The sequence below is a fragment of the Streptomyces rubrogriseus genome (assembly GCF_027947575.1).
In the GTDB taxonomy this organism is placed as follows: domain Bacteria; phylum Actinomycetota; class Actinomycetes; order Streptomycetales; family Streptomycetaceae; genus Streptomyces; species Streptomyces rubrogriseus.
In genome coordinates, this window is the sequence record NZ_CP116256.1 from 5,562,911 (window position 1) to 5,586,116 (window position 23,206).

A 23,206-nucleotide genomic window follows, 5' to 3' on the forward strand; every position below is an offset into this window, starting at 1 on the left:
GACGGCATCCCGGGTGGGGGGCCGCCCGGCACGCCTACCGCGCGACCGCCGCGGGTGCGGGCGCGTAACCGGTGGGCCGGGCGGTGAAGGTGCCCCGGCCCTGGGTGCGGCTGCGCAGCCGGGTCGCGTAGCCGAACAGCTCGGCCAGCGGGACCGTGGCCGTGACGACCGTCGCCCCGGCCCGCCTGTCGGAACCGGTGACCCGGCCGCGGCGCGCGGCCAGGTCACCCAGCACGCCGCCGACACCGTCCTCGGGCACGGTGACCGTGACCTCCACGACCGGTTCGAGCAGGATCATCCCCGAGGCGCGCAGGGCGTCGCGGAGACCGAACCGGCCGGCGGTGCGGAAGGCCGTGTCCGAGGAGTCCTTCACGTGCGTCTGGCCGTCGGTCAGCGTGACCCGGAGGCCGGTCACCGGGTGGCCGCCCAGCGGACCCTCGGCGAGGGCGTCCCGGCAGCCCGCCTCGACGGCTCGGACGTACTCCTGCGGCACGCGTCCGCCGACGACCGTCGAACGGAACACGAAACCGCCGCCCGCGCCGTCCTCGTCCGGCTCCCAGGGCTCGACGTCGAGCACGACGTGCGCGAACTGCCCGGCGCCGCCGTCCTGTTTGACGTGCCGGTGGACGAAGCCGGTGACGCCTTCGCCGACCGTCTCGCGGTACGCCACGCCGGGGCGCCCGACCGTGACCTCCAGCCCGTGCTCGCGCCGCACGCGCTCCACCGCGACCTCCAGGTGCAGTTCGCCCATGCCGGACAGCACGGTCTGTCCCGTCTCCGGGTCGGTCCGCACCGCCAGCGAGGGGTCCTCCTCGGTCAGCCGGGCGAGCGCCGAGGCCAGCCGGTCGGTCTCGGTGGCCCGCCGGGCCTCCACGGCCACGTGCACCACCGGTTCGGCCACGCCCGGGGGTTCCAGGAGCAGTGGGGCGCCCGGTGCGCACAGGGTCGAACCGGCGCGGGCCGTCTTCAGCCCGACCACGGCGACGATGTCCCCGGCGACCGTGCGCTCCAGCGGGTCGTGCCGGTCGGCCCGTACCCGCAGGATGCGGCCGACGCGCTCGGTGCGGCGCATGCCCGGGTCCCACACGGTGTCTCCCTTCTCGATCGTGCCCGAGTAGACCCTCAGGTACGTCAGCCGTCCCGTCGGGGTGGCGTTCACCTTGAACGCCAGTGCCGCCGTCGGCGCCGCCGGGTCGGCGGGCCGCTCCCGCTCCGCGCCGTCGTGGATGCCGCGCACCGGGGGCACGTCCAGCGGCGAGGGCAGGTACGCCACCACGGCGTCCAGCAGCGGTTCGACGCCGCGGTTGCGGTAGGCGGAGCCGCACAGCACGACCACGCCGTCGCCGGTGCGCGTCAGGTCGCGCAGGGCGCCGGTGAGGGTGGCCGCGGTGAGCGTCTCCCGGTCGCAGAACTCCTCCAGCGCGCCGGGGTGGCGTTCGGCGACCGCCTCCTCCAGCAGCCGCCGCCTGCGGGCGGCCTCCTCGCGCAGCGTCTCGGGCACCGGACCCTCCTCGGCCGTGTCCGCGCCGTCGGCCCATACGAGGGCGCGCATGCGCGGCAGGTCGACGACGCCGGTGAAGCCATCCTCCGCGCCGATGGGCAGCTGCACGACCAGGGGCACGGGGTGCAGCCGCTCGCGGATCGAGGCGACGGCGGTGTCGAGGTCGGCGCCCGCCCGGTCCATCTTGTTGACGAACGCGATCCTGGGCACGCCGTGCCGGTCGGCCTGCCGCCACACGGACTCGCTCTGCGGCTCCACGCCCGCGACCGCGTCGAAGACCGCGACCGCGCCGTCCAGCACGCGCAGGGATCGTTCGACCTCGTCGGCGAAGTCGACGTGTCCCGGGGTGTCGATGAGGTTGATCCGGTGGCCCGCCCAGGCGCAGCTGACGGCCGCGGCGAAGATGGTGATGCCGCGGTCGCGTTCCTGCGGGTCGAAGTCGGTGACGGTGGTGCCGTCGTGGACCTCGCCGCGCCTGTGGGTGGTACCGGTCAGGTAGAGGATCCGCTCGGTGACGGTGGTCTTCCCGGCGTCGACATGGGCGAGGATGCCCAGGTTGCGGACGGTGGTGAGCGGGTTGGTGCGCATGGCCCGAAGCCTTTCGGAGGAACCGGAGAAGGGCAGCGCGATTTCTCCCGACGCACGTGCCGGACGCCCCCGGCAGGGGACGTCGGCTGTCAGATGTGCGTCGCGGGCGTCCGGTGCCGGCCGCGCAGCGGGCACCGGGCGGCCGAAGACACCAGGATCACCTCGTGCCGGGACGGGGGAACGACGGGTGCGGTGCGGCTGCGCACGGCCCTGCTCCCCTCACTCGGTCTCGGTGTCACGGCGAGTGTAGGGAGGCCGGGTGCCGAGCCGCACCGTATTTTCGGCGGCCCGCGTGACGAAACGAGAGATGCCGACTGGGACATCTCCCGGTCGGCATCTCTGTTTGATCTTCTGTGTCCGAGGGGGGACTTGAACCCCCACGCCCGATAAAGGGCACTAGCACCTCAAGCTAGCGCGTCTGCCATTCCGCCACCCGGACCAGGTGTCTGTCGCGGTGCGGGGGTGCTCCCCGCGGCGACATGGACAACCATACCAAGCTTTCGCGGTGCCTTTCACCTGCGTTTCCTTCCCCCGCCCTTCCCCTGAGCGGCGGTCCGGGACCGGTGGCTCCGCTGCGCCTAGGGTCGCACCATGAGTGACTGGATGGTTACGCAGGGACCGCTCCCGCGTCGGCGGCCGCGGGCGTTGTCGCCGCTCAGGGAGCATCTGCGGGACACGTTCTGGTTCGCGCCCACCGCGGCGATGGCGGGCGTCTTCGTGGTCTGGCTGGTGGCCCAGGAGCTCGACGCGGCCCTCGTCCGTTCGCTGCAGGACGACGGCGACTACGACACGCTCGCCGAGCTGCTGCGTTTCGCGGACGACGCGAAGACGGTGGTGTCGGCGGTCGGCTCGGCGATGATGACCTTCATCGGTGTGGTGTTCAGCATCTCCCTGGTCGCGGTGCAGATGGCGAGCGGGCAGTTCACCCCGCGGGTGGTGCGGCTCTTCGTCCGCAGCCGGATCACCAAGGCGACCTTCGCCGTCTTCCTGGCCACCTTCGTCCTGACGCTGCTGGTGCTGACCAGCTACGACAGCAATCCCGACCCGCGCGCCGCCACGTCCGTCCCGCTGGTGCAGTCGGTACTCACCCTGATCATGGTCGCGTTGAGCCTGCTGCTCTTCGTGATGTACGTGAACGCCACCCTGCGGCTGATGCGGGTCAGCCATGTGATCGCCCGCATCGCCGCCGAGTCCTTCCGGGTGGCGGCGCTGATGCCGGTGCCGGCGGACGGCGGCGGGGCGCCCGGGCTCGGGCCCGTGACGGCGTGGATCGCCCACGACGGGCAGGGCGGCGTACTGCGGGACGTGCACATCGCCCGGCTGGTTCGGGTGGCCCGGGGGCACGGGGTGGTGCTGCGGCTGGTCCGGCGTATCGGCGACTTCCTGGTGCCGGGCACACCGGTCCTGGCGGTGCACGGCGGGGCGGCCCCGCCGCGCCGGGCGCTGCGCTACGCCCTCTCCGTCGGGGTGGAGCGCACCTTCCACCAGGACCTGGCGTTCGGGCTGCGCCAGCTGTCCGACATCGGGCTGCGTGCCCTGTCGCCCGCCGTCAACGATCCGACGACCGCCGTGCAGGCGCTGGACCGGGTCGTGCAGATCCTGGCCACGCTGTCCCGGCGGCCGCTGGACGCCGCCCTGCACCGGGACCGCCGCGGCGCGCTCCGGCTGGTGCAGCCCGTACCCGGCTGGGCGGAGCTGGTGGACCTAGGGTTCGCCGAGGTCCGCGCCTGTGCCACCGGTTCGCCGCAGGTGACCCGGCGCCTGATGGCCGGTCTCGACGACCTGCTGCTGCTCGTGCCGCCGGAGCGGCGCGCACCGCTGCTGCGCCACCGCGAGCTGCTGCGGCAGGCCGTCGAGCGGACCGCGCCGACCGCTGCGGAGCGGGCCTTCGCCCTGCGGCCCGACCGCCAGGGCATCGGCTGACCCGGGGCGCCCGGCGGAGGCCTCCGACACCCCTTACGGCATGAGGTGGTGGTCCGGTTACGGCATGAGGTGGTGGTCCGGGAAGTTCCCCGGCAGCCGCTCCCCCGCCGGTCCGCGGGTCACGGCGCGCACCAGCAGCTCACCGCCCACGAAGGCGCCGCGCCAGGAGGCCCCGTGTCCGCCGAACAGCTCGTCGCGGTCGCCGCGGGAGCGCGGTACGCCGTGGCCGACCTTGAACGCGCGGATCTGCGGCGCCAGCCTGTCGTACGTCGCCGGGTCGTCCGTGGAGAGCGTGGCCACCAGGGCGCCGTTGGAGGCGTTCATCGCGGCGAGCAGCTCGGCCTCGGTGTCGACCAGGACGATGGTGTCGACCGGGCCGAAGGGTTCGGCGTGGTGCAGGGGTGAGGAGCGGGGCGGGTTGAGCAGGGTGACCGGCTGGACGTAGGCCGAGGTGTCCTGGCCGGGCAGGAACCGGGCCTCGGCCGCGCTGCCGCGGTGCAGTGGGACGGCGCCCCGGTCGACGGCCTCGGCGACCTGGTCGTGCAGCTCCTTGGCCTTCGCCGCGTTGATCACCGGGCCGAAGTCGAGCGCCGGGTACGGGTCGTCGGGTGCGGCCACGGCGAGCGGGTGGCCGACGCGCAGCGTGCGGACGGCCGGGAGGTACGCGGCGAGGAACGCGTCGAACCGCTGCCGCTGGACGACGAAGCGCGGGTAGGCGGTGCAGCGTTGCTTGGCGTAGTCGAAGAGCTTCGGGACGGTCCGGCTGAGCGCGTCCCAGTCCGTGAAGTTCCAGATGCCCCAGGTGTTGAGTCCTTCCTGTTCGAGGATGTGCCGCTTGCCGAGGTCGGCGAGGGCGGTGGCGACGTCCGCGCCCGTGTCCCGGCCGCCGACGAAGGAGACGCAGCCGATCTCCGGTGCCCGCACCAGTGCCTGGGACAGCTCTCGGCCGCTGCCGCTGAGGAGGGTGACGGGAAGTCCTTCGCGGGCGGCGAGTGCGCAGGCCAGGGTCAGGCAGGCGACTCCGCCGTCGGTCGGGGTTTTGGCGATGACCGCGTTGCCCGCCAGTGCCTGCACCAGCAGGGCGTGGGCGAGGACGCTCATCGGGTAGTTCCAGCTGGCGATGTTGGACACCGGGCCGTCCAGCGGAGCGCGCCCGTCGAGCATGTCCTCGATGCCGTCGAGGTACCAGCGCACGCCGTCGACGGCCCGGTCGACGTCGGCCCGTGCCGACCGCCAGGGCTTGCCGATCTCCCACACCAGCAGCAGCGCGAGCAGTTCGCGGTGCTGGGCGAGGGCGTCGAGGGTGGCCGCGACGCGGGCGCGGCGTTCGGGCAGCGGGACGTGGCGCCAGGCCCGGTGCTGGTCGAGCGCGGCGCGTACGGCGCGGTGGGCCGTGTCGGCGTCGATCCGGGGCGGGCCGGCGATCGGGGTGCCGTCGACCGGGCTGGTGGCCGGCAGGACCCGGCCGTCCGCCCGCCAGCCGGCGTCCCAGAGGTTGAGGACGCGGTCGTCGCGGAACGCCTCGGGGGCGACGGTGCGGCAACGCTGCCAGCAGTCGGTCCAGGAGGTGCCGGACTTCAGGGTGAGCGGCCCGGTGTCCGGAGCGCCGGCGGCCGTCATGCGCGGGCTCCGTCGCGGGCCGCGCCGTCCTGTGCGGCACCTGCCCTTGCGTCGAGTGCGTCGAGTGCCTCGAGTACGTGCCGTGCCGTCTCGGTCGGTGTGCTCCCGACCCGTACGCCGGCCGACTCCAGCGCCTCCTTCTTGGCCCGCGCCGTGCCCGAGGAGCCGGAGACGATGGCACCGGCGTGGCCCATCGTCCGGCCCTCGGGCGCGGTGAAGCCGGCGATGTAGGCGACGACGGGCTTGGTGACGTGCGCGCGGATGTGGGCCGCCGCGCGTTCCTCCGCGTCGCCGCCGATCTCGCCGATGAGGACGATCAGCTCGGTGTCGGGATCGTCCTCGAAGGCGGCGAGGCAGTCGATGTGGCTGGTGCCGACGACCGGGTCGCCGCCGATGCCGACGCAGGTGGAGAAGCCGACGTCGCGCAGTTCGTACATGAGTTGGTAGGTGAGCGTGCCCGACTTGGAGACCAGGCCGATGCGGCCGGGCTTGGTGATGTCGGGCGGGATGATGCCCGCGTTGGACTGGCCGGGGGTGATCAGGCCGGGGCAGTTGGGGCCGATGACGCGGGTGCCCTTGGCCCGGGCGTGGGCGGTGAGGGCGACGGAGTCGTGGACCGGGATGCCCTCGGTGATGACGACCGCGAGGCCGATACCGGCGTCGGCGGCCTCGACGACCGCGGCCTCGGCGAAGGCGGGCGGCACGAAGACGACCGTGACGTCGGCGCCCGTGTGTTCGATGCCCTCGCGGACCGACCCGAAGACCGGGACGGTGCGGTGGTCGAAGTCCACGGTGCGGCCCGCCTTGCGCGGGTTGACGCCGCCGACGACGTCGGTGCCCGCGGCCAGCATGCGGCGGGTGTGCTTCATGCCCTCGGCACCGGTCATGCCCTGGACGAGGACCTTGCTCTCCTTGGTGAGGTAGATCGCCATGTCGTCCTGTCTCCTTATCCGGCTTGTCCGGCGGTGGACGCCGCGGTGGCGAGCCGGGCGGCACGGCGGGCGGCGCCGTCCATGGTGGTGGCCTGTTCGACCAGGGGGTGCGCGCGGGCGTCGAGCAGGGCCCGGCCCCGCGCGGCGTTGTTGCCGTCGAGGCGTACGACGAGCGGTTTGGTGAGCCGGACCTCGTCGAGGGCGCGGACGATGCCGTCGGCGACCGCGTCGCAGGCGGTGATGCCGCCGAAGACGTTGACGAGGACGGACCGCACGTCGGGGTCGGAGAGCACGACGGACAGCCCGTCGGCCATGACCCGGGCGGAGGCGCCCCCGCCGATGTCGAGGAAGTTGGCGGGGCGGGCACCGCAGCCGGCCACCACGTCGAGTGTCGACATGACCAGCCCGGCGCCGTTGCCGATGACGCCGACCTCGCCGTCCAGCTTGACGTAGTTGAGGCCCTTGGCGCCGGCCCGCGCCTCCAGGGAGTCGTCGGCCTCCTGCCTCGTCTCGCCCCAGCGGGACTGCCGGAAGCGGGCGTTGTCGTCGAGGGTGACCTTGCCGTCGAGGGCCACGATCCTGCCCTCGGCCGTCCTGACCAACGGGTTGACCTCGACCAGGAGGGCGTCCTCGCGGACCAGTACCTTCCACAGCCGCACCAGCGTGTCGACGGTCTGCGGGGGCAGGCCGGCGGCGTCGGCGATGCGCACCGCGGTGGCGGTGTGCACGCCCGTGGCGGGGTCGACGGGGATGCGCGCCACGGCCTCGGGCCGCCGGGCGGCGACCTCCTCGATCTCCATGCCGCCCTCCGCGGAGGCGATGGCGAGGAAGCCCCCGGACGCCCGGTCGAGAACGTAGGAGACGTAGAACTCCCGCTCTATGTCGCAGGGTTCGGCCAGCATGACGGTGCCGACCGGGTGCCCCTTGATGTCCATGCCGAGGATGTGCCGCGCCGCCTCCTCGGCCTCGGCGGGGTCGGCGGCGAGCCGCACTCCGCCCGCCTTGCCGCGCCCGCCGGTCTTCACCTGCGCCTTGACGACGGCGCGTCCGCCGAGTGCGCGGGCGATCTCCCGGGCCCGCTCGGGCGAGTCGGTGACCTCGGCCCTCGGGACCACGATCCCGTGTTCCTTGAAGAGTTCCCTTGCCTGGTGTTCGTACAGGTCCATCTCGGCTCCTGACTGAAAGTGCCGCACGCCCCCTGGACACCACCCACCGGATGCGGGATAACAAGCTTCATACAGTATTCGTCGACTGTATGCAATGTACCGCGAGAGCGCCCCAACCCCTCGTGAAGGGACAGGACTTCGCCATGCCCGACGACACCCAGGACGTCATCTCCGGCGGCCACCTCGTTGCCAAGGCACTCAAGGCAGAGGGGGTCGACCGCATCTACACGCTGTGCGGCGGCCACATCATCGACATCTACGACGGCTGCGTCGACGAGGGCATCGAGGTCGTCGACGTACGCCACGAGCAGGTCGCCGCGCACGCCGCCGACGGATACGCCCGCATCACCGGCAAGCCCGGCTGCGCGGTGGTCACCGCCGGGCCGGGCACCACCGACGCCGTCACCGGGGTCGCCAACGCCTTCCGCGCCGAGTCACCCATGCTGCTGATCGGCGGTCAGGGCGCCCACACCCAGCACAAGATGGGGTCCCTCCAGGACCTGCCGCACGTCGACATGATGACGCCGATCACCAAGTTCGCGGCGACCGTGCCGGACACCGCCCGCGCCGCCGACATGGTGTCGATGGCGTTCCGCGAGTGCTACCACGGCGCGCCGGGGCCGTCCTTCCTGGAGATCCCGCGCGACGTGCTGGACGCCAAGGTGCCGGCGGACAGGGCGCGGGTGCCGCGGGCCGGGGGCTACCGCGCCTCCACCAGGTCGGCCGGCGACCCGGAGGCGGTCGAGAGGCTCGCCGACCTGCTGGTGCACGCCGAGAAGCCCGCCGTCCTGCTCGGCAGCCAGGTGTGGACGACGCGCGCGACCGAGGCCGCCGTCGAGCTGGTCCGCACGCTGAACGTCCCGGCGTACATGAACGGCGCCGGCCGCGGCACCCTGCCGCCGGGCGACCCGCACCACTTCCAGCTCTCCCGCCGCTACGCCTTCTCCAACGCCGACGTGATCGTCATAGTCGGCACACCCTTCGACTTCCGGATGGGCTACGGCAAGCGGCTCTCCCCCGACGCGACCGTCGTGCAGATCGACCTCGACTACCGCACCGTCGGCAAGAACCGCGACATCGACCTCGGCATCGTCGGCGACGCGGGGCTGGTGCTGAGGTCGGTGACCGAGGCGGCGTCCGGACGGATCAACGGGGGCGCGGCGAAGCGCAAGGAGTGGCTGGACGAGCTGCGTGCGGCCGAGCGGACGGCGCTGGACAAGCGGCTGCCGCAGCTCAGGTCGGACGCCTCGCCCATCCACCCGTACCGGCTGGTCAGCGAGATCAACGACTTCCTCACCGAGGACTCGATCTACATCGGCGACGGCGGCGACATCGTCACCTTCTCCGGTCAGGTCGTGCAGCCCAAGTCACCCGGCCACTGGATGGACCCGGGACCGCTCGGCACCCTCGGCGTCGGCGTCCCCTTCGTGCTGGCCGCCAAGCAGGCGCGGCCCGACAAGGAGGTCGTCGCCCTCTTCGGCGACGGCGCCTTCTCGCTCACCGGCTGGGACTTCGAGACCCTGGTCCGCTACGACCTCCCGTTCGTCGGCATCGTCGGCAACAACTCCTCGATGAACCAGATCCGCTACGGCCAGGCCGTGAAGTACGGCAAGGAGCGCGAGCGGGTCGGCAACACCCTCGGCGACGTGCCCTACGACCGGTTCGCCCGGATGCTGGGGGGCCACGGCGAGGAGGTCCGCGACCCCGCCGACATCGGCCTCGCGCTGCGCCGGGCCCGCGAGTCCGGCAAGCCGTCCCTGATCAACGTCTGGGTGGACCCGGACGCGTACGCCCCCGGAACCATGAACCAGACGATGTACAAGTGAGGTGAACACTCATGACAGCGAAGGCTCTTGAGGGCATCCGCGTCCTGGACATGACGCATGTGCAGTCCGGGCCCTCGGCGACCCAGCTGCTCGCCTGGCTCGGCGCCGACGTCGTGAAGCTGGAGGCGCCGCACGGCGACATCACGCGGGGGCAGCTGCGCGATCTGCCGGACGTCGACTCCCTCTACTTCACGATGCTCAACTGCAACAAGCGCAGCATCACCCTCAACACCAAGACCGAGCGCGGCAAGGAGATCCTCACCGAGCTGATCCGCCGCTCGGACGTCATGGTCGAGAACTTCGGACCGGGCGCGGTGGACCGGATGGGCTTCACCTGGGACCGCATCAAGGAGATCAATCCACGGATCGTCTACGCCTCCATCAAGGGGTTCGGCGAGGGCCCGTACACCGCTTTCAAGGCGTACGAGGTCGTCGCGCAGGCCATGGGCGGGTCGATGTCCACCACCGGTTTCGAGGACGGGCCGCCGCTGGCGACGGGGGCCCAGATCGGGGACTCGGGCACGGGCGTCCACGTCGTGGCGGGCATCCTCGCCGCCCTCTACCAGCGGGAGCACACCGGACGCGGTCAGCGGGTGAACGTGGCCATGCAGCACGCGGTGCTCAACCTCTGCCGGGTGAAGCTGCGCGACCAGCAGCGCCTGAGCCATGGTCCACTCGCCGAATATCCCAACGAGGACTTCGGCGACGAGGTTCCCAGGTCCGGGAACGCGTCCGGCGGCGGGCAACCGGGGTGGGCGGTCAAGTGCGCGCCGGGCGGCCCCAACGACTACGTGTACGTCATCGTCCAGCCGGTCGGCTGGCGGCCGCTCAGTGAGCTGATCGGCCGCCCCGAGCTGGCCGAGGACCCCGAGTGGGCGACCCCGCGGGCCCGGCTGCCGAAGCTGAACAAGATGTTCCAGCTGATCGAGGAGTGGTCGTCCACGCTGCCCAAGTGGGAGGTGCTGGAGCGGCTGAACGCCCACAACATCCCGTGCGGGCCGATCCTGTCCACGAAGGAGATCATCGAGGACGACTCACTGGTCGCCAACGAGATGGTCGTCACCGTGCCCCACCCCGAGCGGGGCGAGTTCGTGACCGTGGGCAGCCCGCTGAAGCTCTCGGACTCCCCGGTGCAGGTGACCAGTTCGCCGCTGCTCGGCGAGCACAACGAGGAGGTCTACGTCGGCGAGCTGGGCCTCGGCGACGAGGAACTGCGGCTGCTCAAGTCGAGCGGGGTGATCTGACGTGATGGCCGAGGACCGTCTGGCGCGGGTGCGCGGCCTCCTGGACGCCGTACGCGGCGAGGGACGCACGGCGCTGACCGCCCCCGAGGGCAAGGTGCTCGCCGACGCCTACGGGATCGCCGTACCCGGCGAGGAGCTGGCGCGGGACGTCGACGAGGCGGTGGCGTGCGCGGCGCGGTTCGGCGGACCCGTGGTGATGAAGATCGTCTCGCCGGACATCCTGCACAAGACCGACGCCGGCGGTGTGGTCGTCGGCGTCGAGGGCGCGGCGGACGTGCGGGCGGCGTTCTGCCGGATCGTCGACAACGCGCGCGCGTACGACGCCTCAGCGCGGATCGAGGGGGTGCAGGTTCAAGAGCTGCTGCCGCAGGGGCAGGAGGTCATCGTCGGGGCGGTCACCGACCCGACGTTCGGCAAGGTGGTGGCGTTCGGACTCGGCGGGGTGCTGGTCGAGGTGCTGAAGGACGTCACCTTCCGGCTGGCTCCCGTGGACGCCGACGAGGCGCTGTCCATGCTGGACTCGATCAGGGCGGCCGAGGTGCTGCGCGGGGTGCGCGGACAGGCCGGGGTGGACCGGTGGGCGGTGGCGGAGCAGATCCGCCGGGTCTCCGAGCTGGTCGCCGACTTCCCGGAGATCGCCGAGGTGGACCTGAACCCCGTGATCGCCACGCCCGAGGGCGCGGTCGCCGCCGACATCAGGGTGATCCTGGCGACCGACACGCCGAAGGAGCGGCGCCGGTACACGCGCGAGGAGATCCTCACCTCGATGCGCCGTCTGATGCAGCCCGCGTCGGTCGCGGTGATCGGCGCGTCGGGCGAGCCGGGGAAGATCGGCAACTCGGTGATGCGCAACCTCGTCGACGGCGGCTTCGCGGGCGAGATCCACCCGGTGAACCCCAAGGCCGATGACATCTTGGGCCGCAAGGCGTACAAGAGTGTCACCGACGTTCCCGGTGAGGTGGATGTGGCGGTCTTCGCGATCCCCGCGCGGTTCGTGGCGGCGGCCCTGGAGGAGGTGGGGCGCAAGCGGATCCCCAACGCCGTCCTCATCCCCTCCGGCTTCGCCGAGACCGGCGAACAGGCGCTCCAGGACGAGATCGTGGCGGTCGCCGAACGGCACGGCGTCCGGCTGCTCGGCCCGAACATCTACGGCTACTACTCGACCTGGCAGGACCTGTGCGCCACGTTCTGCACGCCCTACGACGTCAAGGGCGGCGTCGCGCTGACCTCGCAGTCGGGCGGCATCGGCATGGCCATCCTGGGCTTCGCGCGGACCACGAAGACCGGCGTGTCGGCGATCGTCGGGCTGGGCAACAAGTCGGACCTGGACGAGGACGACCTGCTGACCTGGTTCGGCGAGGACCCGCACACCGAGTGCATCGCGATGCACCTGGAGGACCTCAAGGACGGTCGCGCGTTCGTCGAGGCGGCGCGCGCGACCGTGCCGAGGAAGCCGGTCGTGGTGCTCAAGGCGGGCCGTACGGCGGCGGGCGCCAAGGCGGCCGGGTCGCACACCGGGGCGCTGGCCGGGGACGACGCCGTGTACGACGACGTCCTGCGGCAGGCCGGCGTCATCCGGGCGCCGGGGCTCAACGAGATGCTGGAGTACGCGCGCGCGTTGCCCGTGCTGCCCGCCCCCAGGGGCGACAACGTGGTCATCATCACCGGCGCCGGCGGCAGCGGGGTGCTGCTCTCCGACGCGGTGACGGACAACGGGCTGTCGCTGATGGAGATTCCGCCCGACCTGGACAGGGCGTTCCGCGCCTTCATCCCGCCGTTCGGTGCGGCCGGCAACCCGGTGGACATCACCGGGGGCGAGCCGCCGTCGACGTACGAGGCGACGATCCGGCTCGGTCTGGAGGACCCGCGCATCCACGCGCTCGTCCTCGGCTACTGGCACACCATCGTCACGCCTCCCATGGTGTTCGCCGAACTCACCGCGCGCGTGGTGGCCGAATTCCGCGAACGCGGCGTCGAGAAGCCCGTGGTGGCCTCCCTGGCGGGCGACGTGGAGGTGGAGGAGGCGTGCCAGTACCTCTTCGAGCGCGGCGTCGTGGCGTACCCGTACACGACCGAGAAGCCGGTGGCGGTGCTGGGCGCCAAGTACCGGTGGGCGCGGGCCGCGGGCCTGTTGGGGGGCGGTTCATGACGTGAGACGGCGAGGGGCCGGCCGACGGGTGCGCGTCGGCCGGCCCCGGGGACCCGCGCGCGCACGAAAGGCATTGGACAGGGGGCGCTGGCCAGATCTTTCGACGCTAGGGGTGCAATCGACATGACAACCACCGATGTCACACGGGTCGCCGCCTACCGGGAGGTGACCGACAGGAACGGACGCGTCTACCGCGTGGGCGAGTCCGACATCGACATCATGGGGCGCAAGCGCAAGTGGATGGTGATCCTGCCCTGGATCGGGATGATGGGCATCTCCTCCGCCGAGTACGCGTTCGCGTCCGCCGAGGACACGCTGCACGAGGCCCAGCACTGGTCCAGCGGCAGCATCTACTGGATGATGACCGCCTGGGTGTTCTGCCAGGCCGCCGTCGCGTTTCCGGCGGGACGGCTGCGGGAGAGCGGCAAGCTGCCGGCGCGCTGGGCGATGATGCTGGGGTCGGCCGGCACGCTGCTGGGCTATCTGTCGCTGGCGTACGCGCCGCACGTCTCGCTCGCCTTCATCGGGTTCGGCGTGTTCAGCGGCATGGGTGCCGGCATGGTGTACGCGACCTGCGTCAACATGGTCGGCAAGTGGTACCCGGAGCGCCGGGGCGGGAAGACCGGCTTCGTCAACGGCGGTTTCGCCTACGGCTCGGTGCCGTTCGTCTTCATCTTCCACGGCTACATGGACACCTCCAACTTCCGCTGGGTGCTGGTTTCCGCGGGTGTCTTCCTCGCGGCGATGGTGGCGATCGCCGGCTTCTACTTCCGGGACCCGCCGAAGAACTGGTGGCCGGCCGCCGTCGACCCGCTGAACCCGCCGGCCGACCCGCGGGCCCGGCGTTCGCTGGAGAAGAACCCGCCGGCCGTCAAGCAGTACTCCCCGATGGAGGCCTGGAAGACCGGCCGGGTGGCGCTGATGTGGTTCTGTCTCGCCTGCACCTCCGGTGTGAACATCTTCGGCATCGCCTTCCAGGTCGACATCGGCGAGGAGGCGGGCTTCGCGGCCGGGATCGTGGCCGCGGCGATGTCGCTGAAGGCGATCGTCAACGGCACCGGGCGCGGCGTCATCGGCTGGCTCTCCGACCTCTACGGCCGCAAGCAGTGCCTGCTCTACGTGTGCGCCATCCTGGGTCTGGCCCAGTTCGGCATCATCTGGTCGGCCGAGATCAAGAACCTGCCGTTGTTCCTGGTCTTCTCCGCCATCTCAGGTTTCGGCGGTGGCGCCATCTTCCCGATGTTCGCGGCGCTGACGGCGGACTACTTCGGCGAGAACAACAACGCCACCAACTACGGGATGGTCTACAGCTCCAAGCTCGTCTCCGGCCTCGGTGCGGGCATGGGTTCCGTGGTCGTCGGCGTCTGGGGCTACAACGGCGCCTTCAGCCTGGCGGGCAGTATCTCGATCTTCGCCGGGTTCGTGGCGCTGTCGCTGAGGCCTCCGGGGCGCCCGAAGGGCAAGCGCGTCACTCCGAATCCCCAGCCGCTCGGCGAGGGATGACCCGACGCAGGCTTCCTCGCACGGACCGGGCGGCCCCTCCCCCAGCACGCGGGAGGGGCCGCCCGGTCCGTGCTCCGGGTCAGTGGCGGCGCTTGCGCAGGGCGGCCAGGTTGTCGTAGCTGATCTTGGCCTCCCGCAGGGACTGCGAGGGATCGGTGGCGCTCGGCGAGTTGTCGTCCTCGATCATCGGGTTGTGGTAGTTGCGCTGTCCGACCCGGGAGAAGAACGTCGTGTAGTCGATGACGCCGGTCCCGAACGGCACCATGTCGTAGCCCATGCCGTTGGTCGTGCTGACCACGCCGTCCTTGGCGTGGAAGAGCGGGTAGCGCCGGTTGTTGCGGACGACCAGGCCGGCCGGGTCGAAGACGTTCTTCCGGGTGGTGCCGTCATGGGCGGTGTACTCGTGGAACTTGTACTGGGCGACGTGGGCCCAGAAGATGTCCATCTCCAGCCAGACCACCCTCGGGTCGGTGACCTTGAGGAAGTACTCCAGTTTCCGGATGCCCGAGCTGCGGGTCGGCCGGCCCTGGTCGTCCAGCGGGCCGCCGTCGAGCAGGAATCCGTAGGCGCTGTCGTGGTTGTGGGTGTAGAGCTTGATGCCCTCCCGGTGGGCGATCGCGCCGAGGGCGTTCCACTTGTCGGCGGCCACGTCCCAGTCGGCGCGGTAGGAGCTGCCGGTGGGGTCGCCGCCGGTGCCCATGTGGTCCATGCCGAGGATGTTGGCGATCTCCAGGTGCTTCTTGAAGGTGTCCTTGTCCGCCTGGGTCAGCGGCCAGGAGGACGGGATGAAGCCGTGGTTGCCCTGGGCGCGCAGCCCGTAGTCGTCGAGCCAGGAGCGCAGCAGCCGGGCGCCCTTGACGGACTCCAGGCTGGCGCCGCCCGGTGCGTTGGCGTGCTGGTTGTATCCGGCGAACTCCACCTGGCGGTAGCCGTGGCGGGACAGCTGCTTGAAGACCTCGCGGAAGCCGGAGGGCAGGTCCGAGGCGAGGGGGTCGCGGGCGGTGGCGTCGCGGACGGTGTAGAGGATGATGCCGCGCTTGTCCGCCGGGACGAGGACCTGCCCGTGGCCGTGTCCATGACCGTGGTCGTGGTCTCTGCCCCGGTCGTGGGCGAGCGCCGGGGAGGCGCCGAGGACGGGGGCGGCGACGGCTCCGGCCGCCACCGCGGTGCAGGTGCTGAGGAAGCGGCGCCGGTTCACGCCGAGGGCGCGGCGCAGGCTCTCGCCCGGGCCGTCGGCGGACGGGTCGGCGTCGGTGCGGGAGGAGTCGGTGAACGGGGTCACGGATGCCTGCCTTCTGGGTCGTGGCCTGCACCGATGCGGTTCGGGCGGGCCGTTGTCAGTGCCGTGTGTTTCACTCTCAGTAGTCGGATTTCGGCGGGCGTACCGGGTGGTGCGTCAGCCGAGTCCGGCGAGCCGGAGCAGGAGTTGTTTCACGTCGGTGGCCGCGACGCGGTCTCCGACAGCGCGGGGGGTGGAGCAGATGAGGAGCGGACCGTCGTCGTCGCTCGCGGGGAGGCGGCCGTGGCTGCCTCGAATAGGTGACGCGTCGAGGGGCACGACCGCCATGCGGTAGCGCATGCCGAGCTTCTTGCGGGCCAGCGCGCCGGCCGCCTTGACCTTGACGTAGGGGTCGAGCGGGTCCATGAACAGTTCGACCGGGTCGTAGCCGGGTTTGCGGTGGATCTCGACGAGCTGCGCGAAGTCGGGCGCGCGGTCGTCGTCGAGCCAGTAGTAGTACGTGAACCAGGCGTCCGGCTCCGCGAGGGCGACCAGTTCGCCGGCGCGGGGATGGTCGAGGTGCTGGGCCTTCTTGCCCTCGTCGTCGAGGAGTTGCTCGATGCCGGGCAGTCCGTCCAGGGCGGCACGGGTGGCGTCGAGGTCCTCGGGGCGGCGGACGTACACGTGGGCGACCTGGTGGTCGGCGACCGCGAAGGCGCGGGAGGCCATCGGGTCGAGGTACTCCATGCCGTCCTGGGTGTGCACCTCGAGCAGTCCGGCGCGGCGCAGGGCGCGGTTGATGTCCACGGGCCGGCTGACGGGGGTGATGCCGTACTCGGACAGCGCGACGACGGTGCGGCTTTCGGCGCGGGCGTCGTCGAGCAGCGGGGCCAGTGCCGCGTCGAGGTCGGCGGCGGCCTTCCGGGAGCGCGGGTCGTCGGGGCCGAAGCGCTGCAGGTCGTAGTCGAGGTGAGGGAGGTAGCAGAGGGTCAGGTCGGGATGGCGGGTGGCCATGATGTGCCGGGTGGCGTCGATGATCCACTGGCTGGAGACCAGGTCGGCGCCGGGTCCCCAGAAGTGGAAGAGAGGGAAGGTGCCGAGTTTGTCGGTGAGTTCGTCGTGCAGGGCCGGGGGCCTGGTGTAGCAGTCGGGCTCCTTGCGGCCGTCGGCGTAGTAGACGGGACGGGGGGTGACGGTGATGTCGGTGTCGGCGCCCATGGCGTACCACCAGCAGATGTTGGCGACGGTGTAGCCGGGGTGGGCGCGGCGGGCGGCGTCCCAGAGTTTGTCGCCGGCCACGAGTCCGTTGTGCTGGCGCCACAGCAGGACGTCGCCGAGTTCGCGGAAGTACCAGCCGTTGCCGACGATGCCGTGCTCGGAGGGCATGGTGCCGGTCAGGAAGGTGGACTGGGCGGCGCAGGTCACGGCCGGCAGGACGGTGCCGAGCGGCGCCCGGGAGCCGGACTGGCCGAGCTGCTTGAGGTGGGGCATGTGGTCGAGGAGACGGGGGGTGAGGCCGACGACGTCCAGGACGAGGAGGGGGGTCGGTCCGTCGGAGGGGGTGGGTCGGGTCATGGCAGTTCCTTCAGGCCGAGGTCCGTCAACAGGTCGCGGGCGAGGGTCAGCTCGGCGGCGATGCCGTCGGTGAGCTGGGCGCGGGCGCGGGGCCGCAGCTCGGGCGGGAGGGCCTGCCAGGTGTAGGTCTCGACCTCCAGGTTGCGGGTGAGGGGGTGCGGGCCGCCGACGAGCCGGGTCAGCGCGGCCTTGAGCACCGGAAGGGTGGAGGTGAGGGGCGCGGCGGGGGCCGCGTGCAGGGGGACGTGGAAGTGGGCGCGCCAGGGCGCGGTGCCGGGCAGTGGGCCGCCGTCCGCGAGGGCCTCGTCGAGGTCGTCGGTGCCGTGCAGGCCGCCGGAGGGGGTGGTGGTGCGGGTCTGGTGCAGGAAGCGCGGCTCGGCGAAGGCGGCGAGCGCCTCGCGGACCGCGGGGTCGGCGGGGTGTTCGGCGTGCAGTGCGGCGGACAGCTGCGACTTGACTATGGGCACGCGGGCGGCCGTGAGGGCGTCCAGGGCGGTGTGCGGGTCTTCGAAGGAGGTGGCGAGGTGGCAGGTGTCGACGCAGACGCCGATGCGGTCGTGGGCGATCGCGGTCAGCGGGGCGATGGCGTCGTGGGTGGTCTCGACGACGCAGCCGGGTTCCGGTTCCAGGCCGACGCGGATGGAGCGGCCGGTGAGTTCCTGGAGCGCGTCGAGGCGTTCGGCGAGGGTGACGAGGGCGGCGCGTGCCTTGTCGGCGCGGGTTTCGTCGTAGGCGGTTCGCCAGGCCAGCGGCAGGGTGGAGATGGTGCCGTCCGTGACGTCGTCGGGCAGCAGTCCGGCGAGGAGACGGGCCAGGGAGGTGGTGTGTTCGAGGCGTTCGGGGTCGGCCCAGTCCGGCTTGTAGACGCGGTACTTGACCTCTTCGGCGCCGAAGCCCTCGTAGGGGAAGCCGTTGAGGGTGACGACCTCCAGGCCGCGCCGGTCGAGTTCGGTGCGCAGGCCGCGCAGGGCGGCGGGGTCGGTGACCAGGGCGTGGGCGGCGTCGCGGGCGAGCCACAGGCCGATACCGAGGCGGTCGCGGCCCAGGCGTTTGCGGACCGGCTCGCAGTGGTCGCGGAGCTGGGCGAGGACGCCGTCGAGGGTTTCGGCGGGGTGCACGTTGGTGCAGTAGGCGAGGTGGACGGTGGAGCCGTCGGGGTGCCGGAAGCGCATGGCTCACTCCCCGCCGCGCAGGATGGAGTTGCCCTCGTGCGTGGCGTCCCCGGCGGCCACGTCGAGTTCCAGGCGTCCGCTGAGCCCGTAGAAGGCGACCGGGTTGCGCCACAGCACCCGGTCCACGTCGTCCTCGGTGAAGCCCTCGGCGAGCATCAGGTCGCCGACCTTGCGGGTCTTGAGCGGGTCGCTCCTGCCCCAGTCGGCGGCGGAGTTCACCAGGACCTGCTCCGGACCGTACTCGCGCAGCAGGGCGACCATCCGGGCCTCGTCCATCTTGGTGTCCGGATAGACCGAGAAGCCGAGCCAGGCGCCGCTGTCCTTGGCTTCCTTCACGGTGGTCTCGTTGAGGTGGTCGACCAGGACCCGCTCGGTCGGCAGCGCGGACTCCCGGACCGCGTCCAGGGTGCGGCGCAGGCCGGCGAGCTTGTCGCGGTGCGGGGTGTGCACGAGGGCGGGCAGCCCGTGGTCGGCGGCGAGCTGGAGCTGGGTGGCCAGGGCGGTGTCCTCGGCGGGCGTCATCGAGTCGTAGCCGATCTCGCCGACCGCCACCACCCGGTCCTTGACGAGATACCGGGGCAGCTCGTCGAGGACGGGCAGGCACCGGGGGTCGTTCGCCTCCTTCGGGTTCAGCGCGATGGTGCAGTGGTGGGCGATGCCGTACTGGGCGGCGCGGAAGGGTTCCCAGCCGAGCAGGGCGTCGAAGTAGTCACGGAAGGAGTCGGGCGAGGTACGGGGCTGGCCCAGCCAGAAGGACGGCTCGACGAGTGCGCGGACGCCGACCGCGTACATGGCCTCGTAGTCGTCGGTGGTCCGGGAGGTCATGTGGATGTGGGGGTCGAAGATGCGCATCAGGACTCCTTGCCGTGGGGGTCGGCCGTGCCGGGCGCGGGGCGTCCGGACTCGGTCAGGGCCAGGACGCGGTGCAGGTCTTCGGGGACGGTGCGGTCCGCGGCGGTGCGTTCGGCGGCGTAGTCGGCGAGCATCCGGGCGAGTTCGTCGTCGCCGTGTGCCCGGCGGGCGAGGTCCGCGACGCTGTCGACCGCGACGCCCGTGAACAGGCACTTGAGCACGGCGTGCCGCCACTGGTGGGCGTCGAGGTGCCGGGCGGCGTACGGGCCGAGGGCGGCGGCGACGAGCCGGGTGTCGTTGGTGCGCAGGGCGTCCTCGACGAGCGGGAGGGCGTCCGGTCCCGGCACGAGGTGGGGCAGGGCGTGCAGGACGGCGCGGCGTTCGTCGGCGGTGCCCTGGGAGTACACCCGGGTCAGGGCGCCGGTGTCGGCGCGGGCGGCGTGCAGGACGAGGACGCGTGCCGCGTCGGCGTGGGCGGGCCCGCAGCGACGCCCGGCCTCGGCGAGGCGCAGTTCCCACACCGAGATGGGGCCGTGGGTGCCGGGGTGGGCGGCGGCCTCGTCGAGGGCCTGGTCCAGCCAGGCCCGGGCGGCTCCGCCGAGCCGGGTGGCGAGGGCGGCGCGCAGGTCGGCGGGCGGGACGTGGGCGGGGGTGGTGCCCTGGGGGTCCTGCCCGTCGGGGGTGCCGTCCGCGTCCTGGGTGTCGGGGGTGACGTGGGCGGTGTACGGCTGCGTCATGGTGTGGCTCCCTTCAGTGGGTGGCGGAGGGCTCGCCCGAGCGGTTGGTGCGGGGTGGTGCCGGTGCGGCCCGGCGCAGGAACGGGAGGGAGCGTTCGGCGAAGTGGGGACCCGCGTGCGAGTGGCGGGGCAGTTCGACGACGGTCAGGCCCCGGTAGCCGGTGGCGGCGAGGGCCTCGAGGACGGGCGGGAAGTCGATCTCGCCGTCACCGAAGGGGAGGTGTTCGTGGACGCCGCGGCGCATGTCCTCGATCTGCACGTGGCGCAGCCAAGGCGCCGCGGCGCGCACGCAGTCGGCGGGAGGGAGCGGTTCGAGGCACTGGCAGTGGCCGATGTCCAGGGTGAGGCCGAGGTGTTCGGGATCGCCGAGGGCGCCGCGCAGGGTGTGGAAGTCGGCGACGGTGGCGAGCAGGTGCCCCGGTTCGGGTTCCACCGCGAGGGGGACGCCCGCGGTGGCGGCGGCGTCCAGGACCGGCGCGAGGGCGTCGGCCAGCCGCTTCCAGGCCGTGTCCTCGTCCGTGCCGGCCGGGGTGACGCCGCTGAAGCAGTGCACGGCGTGGGCCCCGAGTTCGGCGGCGACGTCGACGGCGCGCAGCAGAAGGCCGGTGCGGCGGGCGCGGTCCTGCGGGTCGGGGTCGAGCAGGGAGGGTCCGTGCTTGCGGCGCGGGTCGAGTACGTAGCGGGCGCCGGTCTCCACGGTGACGCCCAGACCGAGCGTGTCCAGCCGCCGGGCGAGGCGGCGGGTGCGGGCGGCGAGGTCGTCGGCGAGGGGGTCGAGGTGCATGTGGTCGAGGGTCAGGCCGACGCCGTCGTAGCCGAGGTCGGCGAGGAGGGCGAGGGCGTCGTCGAGGCGGAGGTCGGCGAGGCCGTTGGTGCCGTAGCCGAAGCGGAGCGGGTGGGTGGCGGGCCCGTCTCCGGCCCCGTGCGGGCCCTGTTTCGGGTTCCGGCTCACGTGATGCTCACCTTCCTCATGGCGGACCTCTTCGCGAACCGCCGGCCGGCCGGCGCGAGGGCCGCCACCAGGAGGGACGTGGCACTCGCACCGGAGCGGGCGGCGAGCGCGGCCTGGAGCGGGATCGTGGCCCGGATGCCGCCGCCCACGGCGCGTTGGGTGAGCGGGGGTGAGGGGTTGAGCGCGGCGTGGAAGTAGGGGCGGGCGGCCGTCGCGGCGTAGGCGGCGCCCAGGGCGGCCGCGAGGGCGTCGGTGACGGCGGGTGCCGGGGTGGAGCCCGACAGGCCGGGGCGGCTGCTGCCCGCCGGCCTGCCGGGAGTCGGGTGCGGCGCCGGGCGACCAGGCCGGTCAGTGCCCCCGCCGTCGCGAGGGCGGCGAGCGGGGCCAGCACGGAACCGCCGGTGGTCTCCCGGCGGGAGACGGCGGTGACCGCGAGGGTGTGGCTGCCGAGCAGGGCGGCGGAGGGCAGCGCGGCACGGGTGCCGCCGCCGGTGGCGGCCGCGCCCAGGAGCAGGTCCAGTCCGCGGGCGGCCGCCATGGCCGCGGGGCTAGCCGGGGTGCGCTTCAGGGCCAGGTCGTAGGCCCAGACGGTGGCCGCCAGCGGCGCCGCGACCGCGAGGGCGGGACGTCCCGCACCGGCCGCCAGCGCCAGGCTGGCGCCGGTGAGCACCCCGGCGGCGGTGAGGGCGGCCGCGGGGCGGATACGGCCGGACGGGAGGGGCGGTGCGGGCGTTCCGCGGCGTCCTCCGCACGGTCCGCCCAGTCGTTGAGGGCCATGCCGGCCTCGTACAGGCACAGGGAGGAGCCGATGGCGAGCAGGGTGCGGGGCCCGGGGCGCGCGCTGGCCGCGGCCGCGCCCGCCAGGGCGTCGCCCGGGACGGTGAACAGGGCGGGCAGGCGTAGGAGTTCGGCCCAGGCGCCGAGGCGGGCGGAGGGCGTGCGGGGTGTGCGCGGCTCGGGACGACCGGAGGGCGGTGGGGTGGCCCGGGAGCCGGGGGCGTCGGCCTGCGGTGCTCCGGGCTCCCGTGCGGTCGTCACCCGGTCCGTGGCGACGGTGCGGTTCATCGCCGCGCCCCGCGTTCGTCGGCGGCGGCCGAGCCGGGGGCGGCGCCGTCGGCCAGCCGTCCGGCGAAGCGTTTCAGCTCCGTGTACTGCTCCGCCAGGGCCGACGGGCCGTCCCCCACCGGGTCCTTGAAGAAGAAGCCCAGTTCACCCAGGGGGCCGGACAGGCCCCGCTGGTGGGCGCGGGCGATCAGGCGGGCCAGGTCCAGGACGAGCGGCGCGGCGAGGGACGAGTCGCAGCCCTGCCAGGTGGTCTGGAGGAACATGCGGGCGCCGAGGAAGCCGTCGAAGGCGATGTGGTCCCAAGCGGTCTTCCAGTCGCCGAGCGCGGGCACGTCGTCGATGTGGACCTCGCCCTCGACAGGGGCGCCGAGGGTGTCGGCCAGCACACGTTCCTTGCCGGCGTTCTTCGCCGCGGCGGCCGCCGGGTCGGCGAGGGCGGCCCCGTCGCCCCCGCCCAGGAGGTTGGTGCCGGACCAGGCACGCACGGCCAGCGCCCGCTGCGCGAACATCGGGCCGAGCACCGAGCGCAGCAGGGTCTGCCCGGTCTTGCCGTCGCGGCCCGCGTAGGGCAGGCCGCTCGCCTCGGCCGGTGCGGACAGCGCCGGGTGGTGCAGGCCGGTCGACGGAGTGAAGTTGACGTAGGGGCAGCCGGCCCGCAGGGCGGCGGCCGCGTACAGCGAGCTGGCGGGGAGCGCGCCCCCGGCGGGCGCGGGTTCGGTGGAGGCCACGTTCACCACCACCGTCCGGTCCACGCCCGAGCGACGCGCGAAGTCGGTGATGTCGGCGGCGAACGCGGCGACCAGCTCCTCCTCGTCGCGGGTGTCGCCGGGCAGGGGTCCGCCGGGGCGGATCTCGCGGTCGGCCGCGGCCAGTTCCGCGTGCACGGCCGAGGGCAGTCCGTGCGGCAGCACGCCACCGGCGGCCAGGGCCTCGGCCCGCTTGGGCAGGGGGCAGTCCACGGTGTCGTGACCGCCGAAGACGAGGGAGGGGAGCGCAGGGAGACCCGCGTCGGCGAAGTCGGGGGTCTCGGTGACCATGCCGGTCGGCGGGTGCAGTCCCGCGGTCACGGCGGCGCAGCCCGCCACCACCGTGGTGGCGACGGAGCCGCGGGCTCCGATCAGCCAGACACCGGTACGGGAGCCACGGGAGGAAGCAGAGGGGGACGCGGACATGGGCAGCCTC

The 23,206-nt window shown here is 72.8% G+C and carries 16 protein-coding genes, 1 tRNA gene and 1 pseudogene; 5 read left to right on the top strand and 13 right to left on the bottom strand.

What is annotated here, in order from left to right; translation table 11 throughout:
- Positions 1–34 precede the first annotated feature (34 nt).
- Together fusA and Sru02f_RS25415 are read right to left on the bottom strand one after the other, a co-directional pair.
- Positions 35–2,089 carry an elongation factor G gene (fusA, locus tag Sru02f_RS25410; RefSeq protein WP_109028564.1) on the bottom strand — a complete coding sequence of 685 codons (2,055 nt, stop codon included), beginning with the start codon at positions 2,087–2,089 and terminating at the stop codon, positions 35–37.
- Positions 2,090–2,443: 354 nt separating this feature from the next.
- Positions 2,444–2,528, bottom strand: a tRNA-Leu gene (locus Sru02f_RS25415).
- A gap of 152 nt (positions 2,529–2,680) precedes the next feature.
- Here Sru02f_RS25415 and Sru02f_RS25420 point away from each other — a divergent pair.
- Entirely contained in the window at positions 2,681–4,012 is a 1,332-nt protein-coding gene (locus tag Sru02f_RS25420) for a DUF2254 domain-containing protein (protein ID WP_109028563.1), read from the top strand.
- A gap of 57 nt (positions 4,013–4,069) precedes the next feature.
- On the opposite strand, the gene Sru02f_RS25425 is transcribed toward Sru02f_RS25420, so the two are convergent.
- The 3 genes from Sru02f_RS25425 to sucC are packed head-to-tail and all read right to left on the bottom strand — an operon-like array spanning position 4,070 to position 7,730.
- Positions 4,070–5,632 (bottom strand): aldehyde dehydrogenase family protein, encoded by a 1,563-nt coding sequence (locus Sru02f_RS25425; RefSeq protein ID WP_109028562.1) that lies wholly within the window; start codon positions 5,630–5,632, stop codon positions 4,070–4,072.
- A complete protein-coding gene (gene sucD / locus Sru02f_RS25430; protein WP_109028561.1) occupies positions 5,629–6,564 on the bottom strand; it encodes a succinate--CoA ligase subunit alpha in 936 nt (311 codons plus the stop codon). The genes Sru02f_RS25425 and sucD overlap by 4 nt, the downstream gene beginning before the upstream one ends.
- Positions 6,565–6,578: 14 nt before the next feature.
- Positions 6,579–7,730 (bottom strand): ADP-forming succinate--CoA ligase subunit beta, encoded by a 1,152-nt coding sequence (gene sucC, locus Sru02f_RS25435; protein WP_109028560.1) that lies wholly within the window; start codon positions 7,728–7,730, stop codon positions 6,579–6,581.
- 143 nt (positions 7,731–7,873) lie between these two features.
- On the opposite strand from sucC, the gene Sru02f_RS25440 reads away from it, so the two are divergent.
- The 4 genes from Sru02f_RS25440 (at position 7,874) to Sru02f_RS25455 (ending at position 14,452) form a co-directional block, all read left to right on the top strand.
- On the top strand, positions 7,874–9,556 hold the full coding sequence (locus tag Sru02f_RS25440) for a thiamine pyrophosphate-binding protein (protein ID WP_109028559.1): 1,683 nt from the start codon (positions 7,874–7,876) through the stop codon (positions 9,554–9,556).
- An 11-nt stretch (positions 9,557–9,567) separates the two neighbouring features.
- Positions 9,568–10,800 carry a formyl-CoA transferase gene (gene frc / locus Sru02f_RS25445; RefSeq protein WP_109028558.1) on the top strand — a complete coding sequence of 411 codons (1,233 nt, stop codon included), beginning with the start codon at positions 9,568–9,570 and terminating at the stop codon, positions 10,798–10,800.
- 4 nt (positions 10,801–10,804) lie between these two features.
- The gene (locus tag Sru02f_RS25450) at positions 10,805–12,949 is read left to right on the top strand and encodes an acetate--CoA ligase family protein (RefSeq protein ID WP_109028971.1); all 2,145 of its coding nucleotides are present in this window, start codon (positions 10,805–10,807) and stop codon (positions 12,947–12,949) included.
- Positions 12,950–13,072: 123 nt separating this feature from the next.
- Positions 13,073–14,452 (top strand): OFA family MFS transporter, encoded by a 1,380-nt coding sequence (locus Sru02f_RS25455; RefSeq protein ID WP_164276863.1) that lies wholly within the window; start codon positions 13,073–13,075, stop codon positions 14,450–14,452.
- A 79-nt stretch (positions 14,453–14,531) separates the two neighbouring features.
- Here Sru02f_RS25455 and Sru02f_RS25460 read toward each other — a convergent pair whose 3' ends face one another.
- The 8 genes and pseudogenes from Sru02f_RS25460 to Sru02f_RS25495 all read right to left on the bottom strand — a co-directional run bounded on the left by Sru02f_RS25460 (position 14,532) and on the right by Sru02f_RS25495 (position 23,196).
- On the bottom strand, positions 14,532–15,734 hold the full coding sequence (locus tag Sru02f_RS25460) for a sugar phosphate isomerase/epimerase family protein (RefSeq protein WP_109028556.1): 1,203 nt from the start codon (positions 15,732–15,734) through the stop codon (positions 14,532–14,534).
- Between the two features lie 114 nt (positions 15,735–15,848).
- Positions 15,849–17,246 carry a nucleotide pyrophosphatase/phosphodiesterase family protein gene (locus Sru02f_RS25465; protein WP_109028555.1) on the bottom strand — a complete coding sequence of 466 codons (1,398 nt, stop codon included), beginning with the start codon at positions 17,244–17,246 and terminating at the stop codon, positions 15,849–15,851.
- Entirely contained in the window at positions 17,243–18,418 is a 1,176-nt protein-coding gene (gene eboE, locus Sru02f_RS25470) for a metabolite traffic protein EboE (protein ID WP_109028554.1), read from the bottom strand. Before eboE ends, Sru02f_RS25465 begins: the two co-directional genes overlap by 4 nt.
- A gap of 3 nt (positions 18,419–18,421) precedes the next feature.
- Positions 18,422–19,270 carry a TatD family hydrolase gene (locus Sru02f_RS25475; RefSeq protein WP_109028553.1) on the bottom strand — a complete coding sequence of 283 codons (849 nt, stop codon included), beginning with the start codon at positions 19,268–19,270 and terminating at the stop codon, positions 18,422–18,424.
- A complete protein-coding gene (locus tag Sru02f_RS25480; protein WP_109028552.1) occupies positions 19,270–20,007 on the bottom strand; it encodes an EboA domain-containing protein in 738 nt (245 codons plus the stop codon). The genes Sru02f_RS25475 and Sru02f_RS25480 overlap by 1 nt, the downstream gene beginning before the upstream one ends.
- Before the next feature lie 13 nt (positions 20,008–20,020).
- Positions 20,021–20,959 carry a sugar phosphate isomerase/epimerase family protein gene (locus Sru02f_RS25485; RefSeq protein WP_109028551.1) on the bottom strand — a complete coding sequence of 313 codons (939 nt, stop codon included), beginning with the start codon at positions 20,957–20,959 and terminating at the stop codon, positions 20,021–20,023.
- Positions 20,956–22,024: pseudogene (locus Sru02f_RS25490) on the bottom strand (SCO3242 family prenyltransferase). Before Sru02f_RS25490 ends, Sru02f_RS25485 begins: the two are co-directional and overlap by 4 nt.
- Complete coding sequence (locus Sru02f_RS25495) at positions 22,021–23,196, bottom strand: inositol-3-phosphate synthase (RefSeq protein ID WP_109028549.1); 1,176 nt, start codon at positions 23,194–23,196, stop codon at positions 22,021–22,023. The pseudogene Sru02f_RS25490 and the gene Sru02f_RS25495 overlap by 4 nt, the downstream one beginning before the upstream one ends.
- Positions 23,197–23,206 lie beyond the last annotated feature (10 nt).

Excerpts from the sequence above, each read along its gene's own strand:
- fusA (WP_109028564.1), bottom strand. The coding sequence starts at position 2,089 with ATGCGCACCAACCCGCTCACCACCGTCCGCAACCTGGGCATCCTCGCC.
- Sru02f_RS25420 (WP_109028563.1), top strand. The coding sequence starts at position 2,681 with ATGAGTGACTGGATGGTTACGCAGGGACCGCTCCCGCGTCGGCGGCCG.
- Sru02f_RS25425 (WP_109028562.1), bottom strand. The coding sequence starts at position 5,632 with ATGACGGCCGCCGGCGCTCCGGACACCGGGCCGCTCACCCTGAAGTCC.
- sucD (WP_109028561.1), bottom strand. The coding sequence starts at position 6,564 with ATGGCGATCTACCTCACCAAGGAGAGCAAGGTCCTCGTCCAGGGCATG.
- sucC (WP_109028560.1), bottom strand. The coding sequence starts at position 7,730 with ATGGACCTGTACGAACACCAGGCAAGGGAACTCTTCAAGGAACACGGG.
- Sru02f_RS25440 (WP_109028559.1), top strand. The coding sequence starts at position 7,874 with ATGCCCGACGACACCCAGGACGTCATCTCCGGCGGCCACCTCGTTGCC.
- frc (WP_109028558.1), top strand. The coding sequence starts at position 9,568 with ATGACAGCGAAGGCTCTTGAGGGCATCCGCGTCCTGGACATGACGCAT.
- Sru02f_RS25450 (WP_109028971.1), top strand. The coding sequence starts at position 10,805 with ATGGCCGAGGACCGTCTGGCGCGGGTGCGCGGCCTCCTGGACGCCGTA.
- Sru02f_RS25455 (WP_164276863.1), top strand. The coding sequence starts at position 13,073 with ATGACAACCACCGATGTCACACGGGTCGCCGCCTACCGGGAGGTGACC.
- Sru02f_RS25465 (WP_109028555.1), bottom strand. The coding sequence starts at position 17,246 with ATGACCCGACCCACCCCCTCCGACGGACCGACCCCCCTCCTCGTCCTG.
- eboE (WP_109028554.1), bottom strand. The coding sequence starts at position 18,418 with ATGCGCTTCCGGCACCCCGACGGCTCCACCGTCCACCTCGCCTACTGC.
- Sru02f_RS25475 (WP_109028553.1), bottom strand. The coding sequence starts at position 19,270 with ATGCGCATCTTCGACCCCCACATCCACATGACCTCCCGGACCACCGAC.
- Sru02f_RS25480 (WP_109028552.1), bottom strand. The coding sequence starts at position 20,007 with ATGACGCAGCCGTACACCGCCCACGTCACCCCCGACACCCAGGACGCG.
- Sru02f_RS25495 (WP_109028549.1), bottom strand. The coding sequence starts at position 23,196 with ATGTCCGCGTCCCCCTCTGCTTCCTCCCGTGGCTCCCGTACCGGTGTC.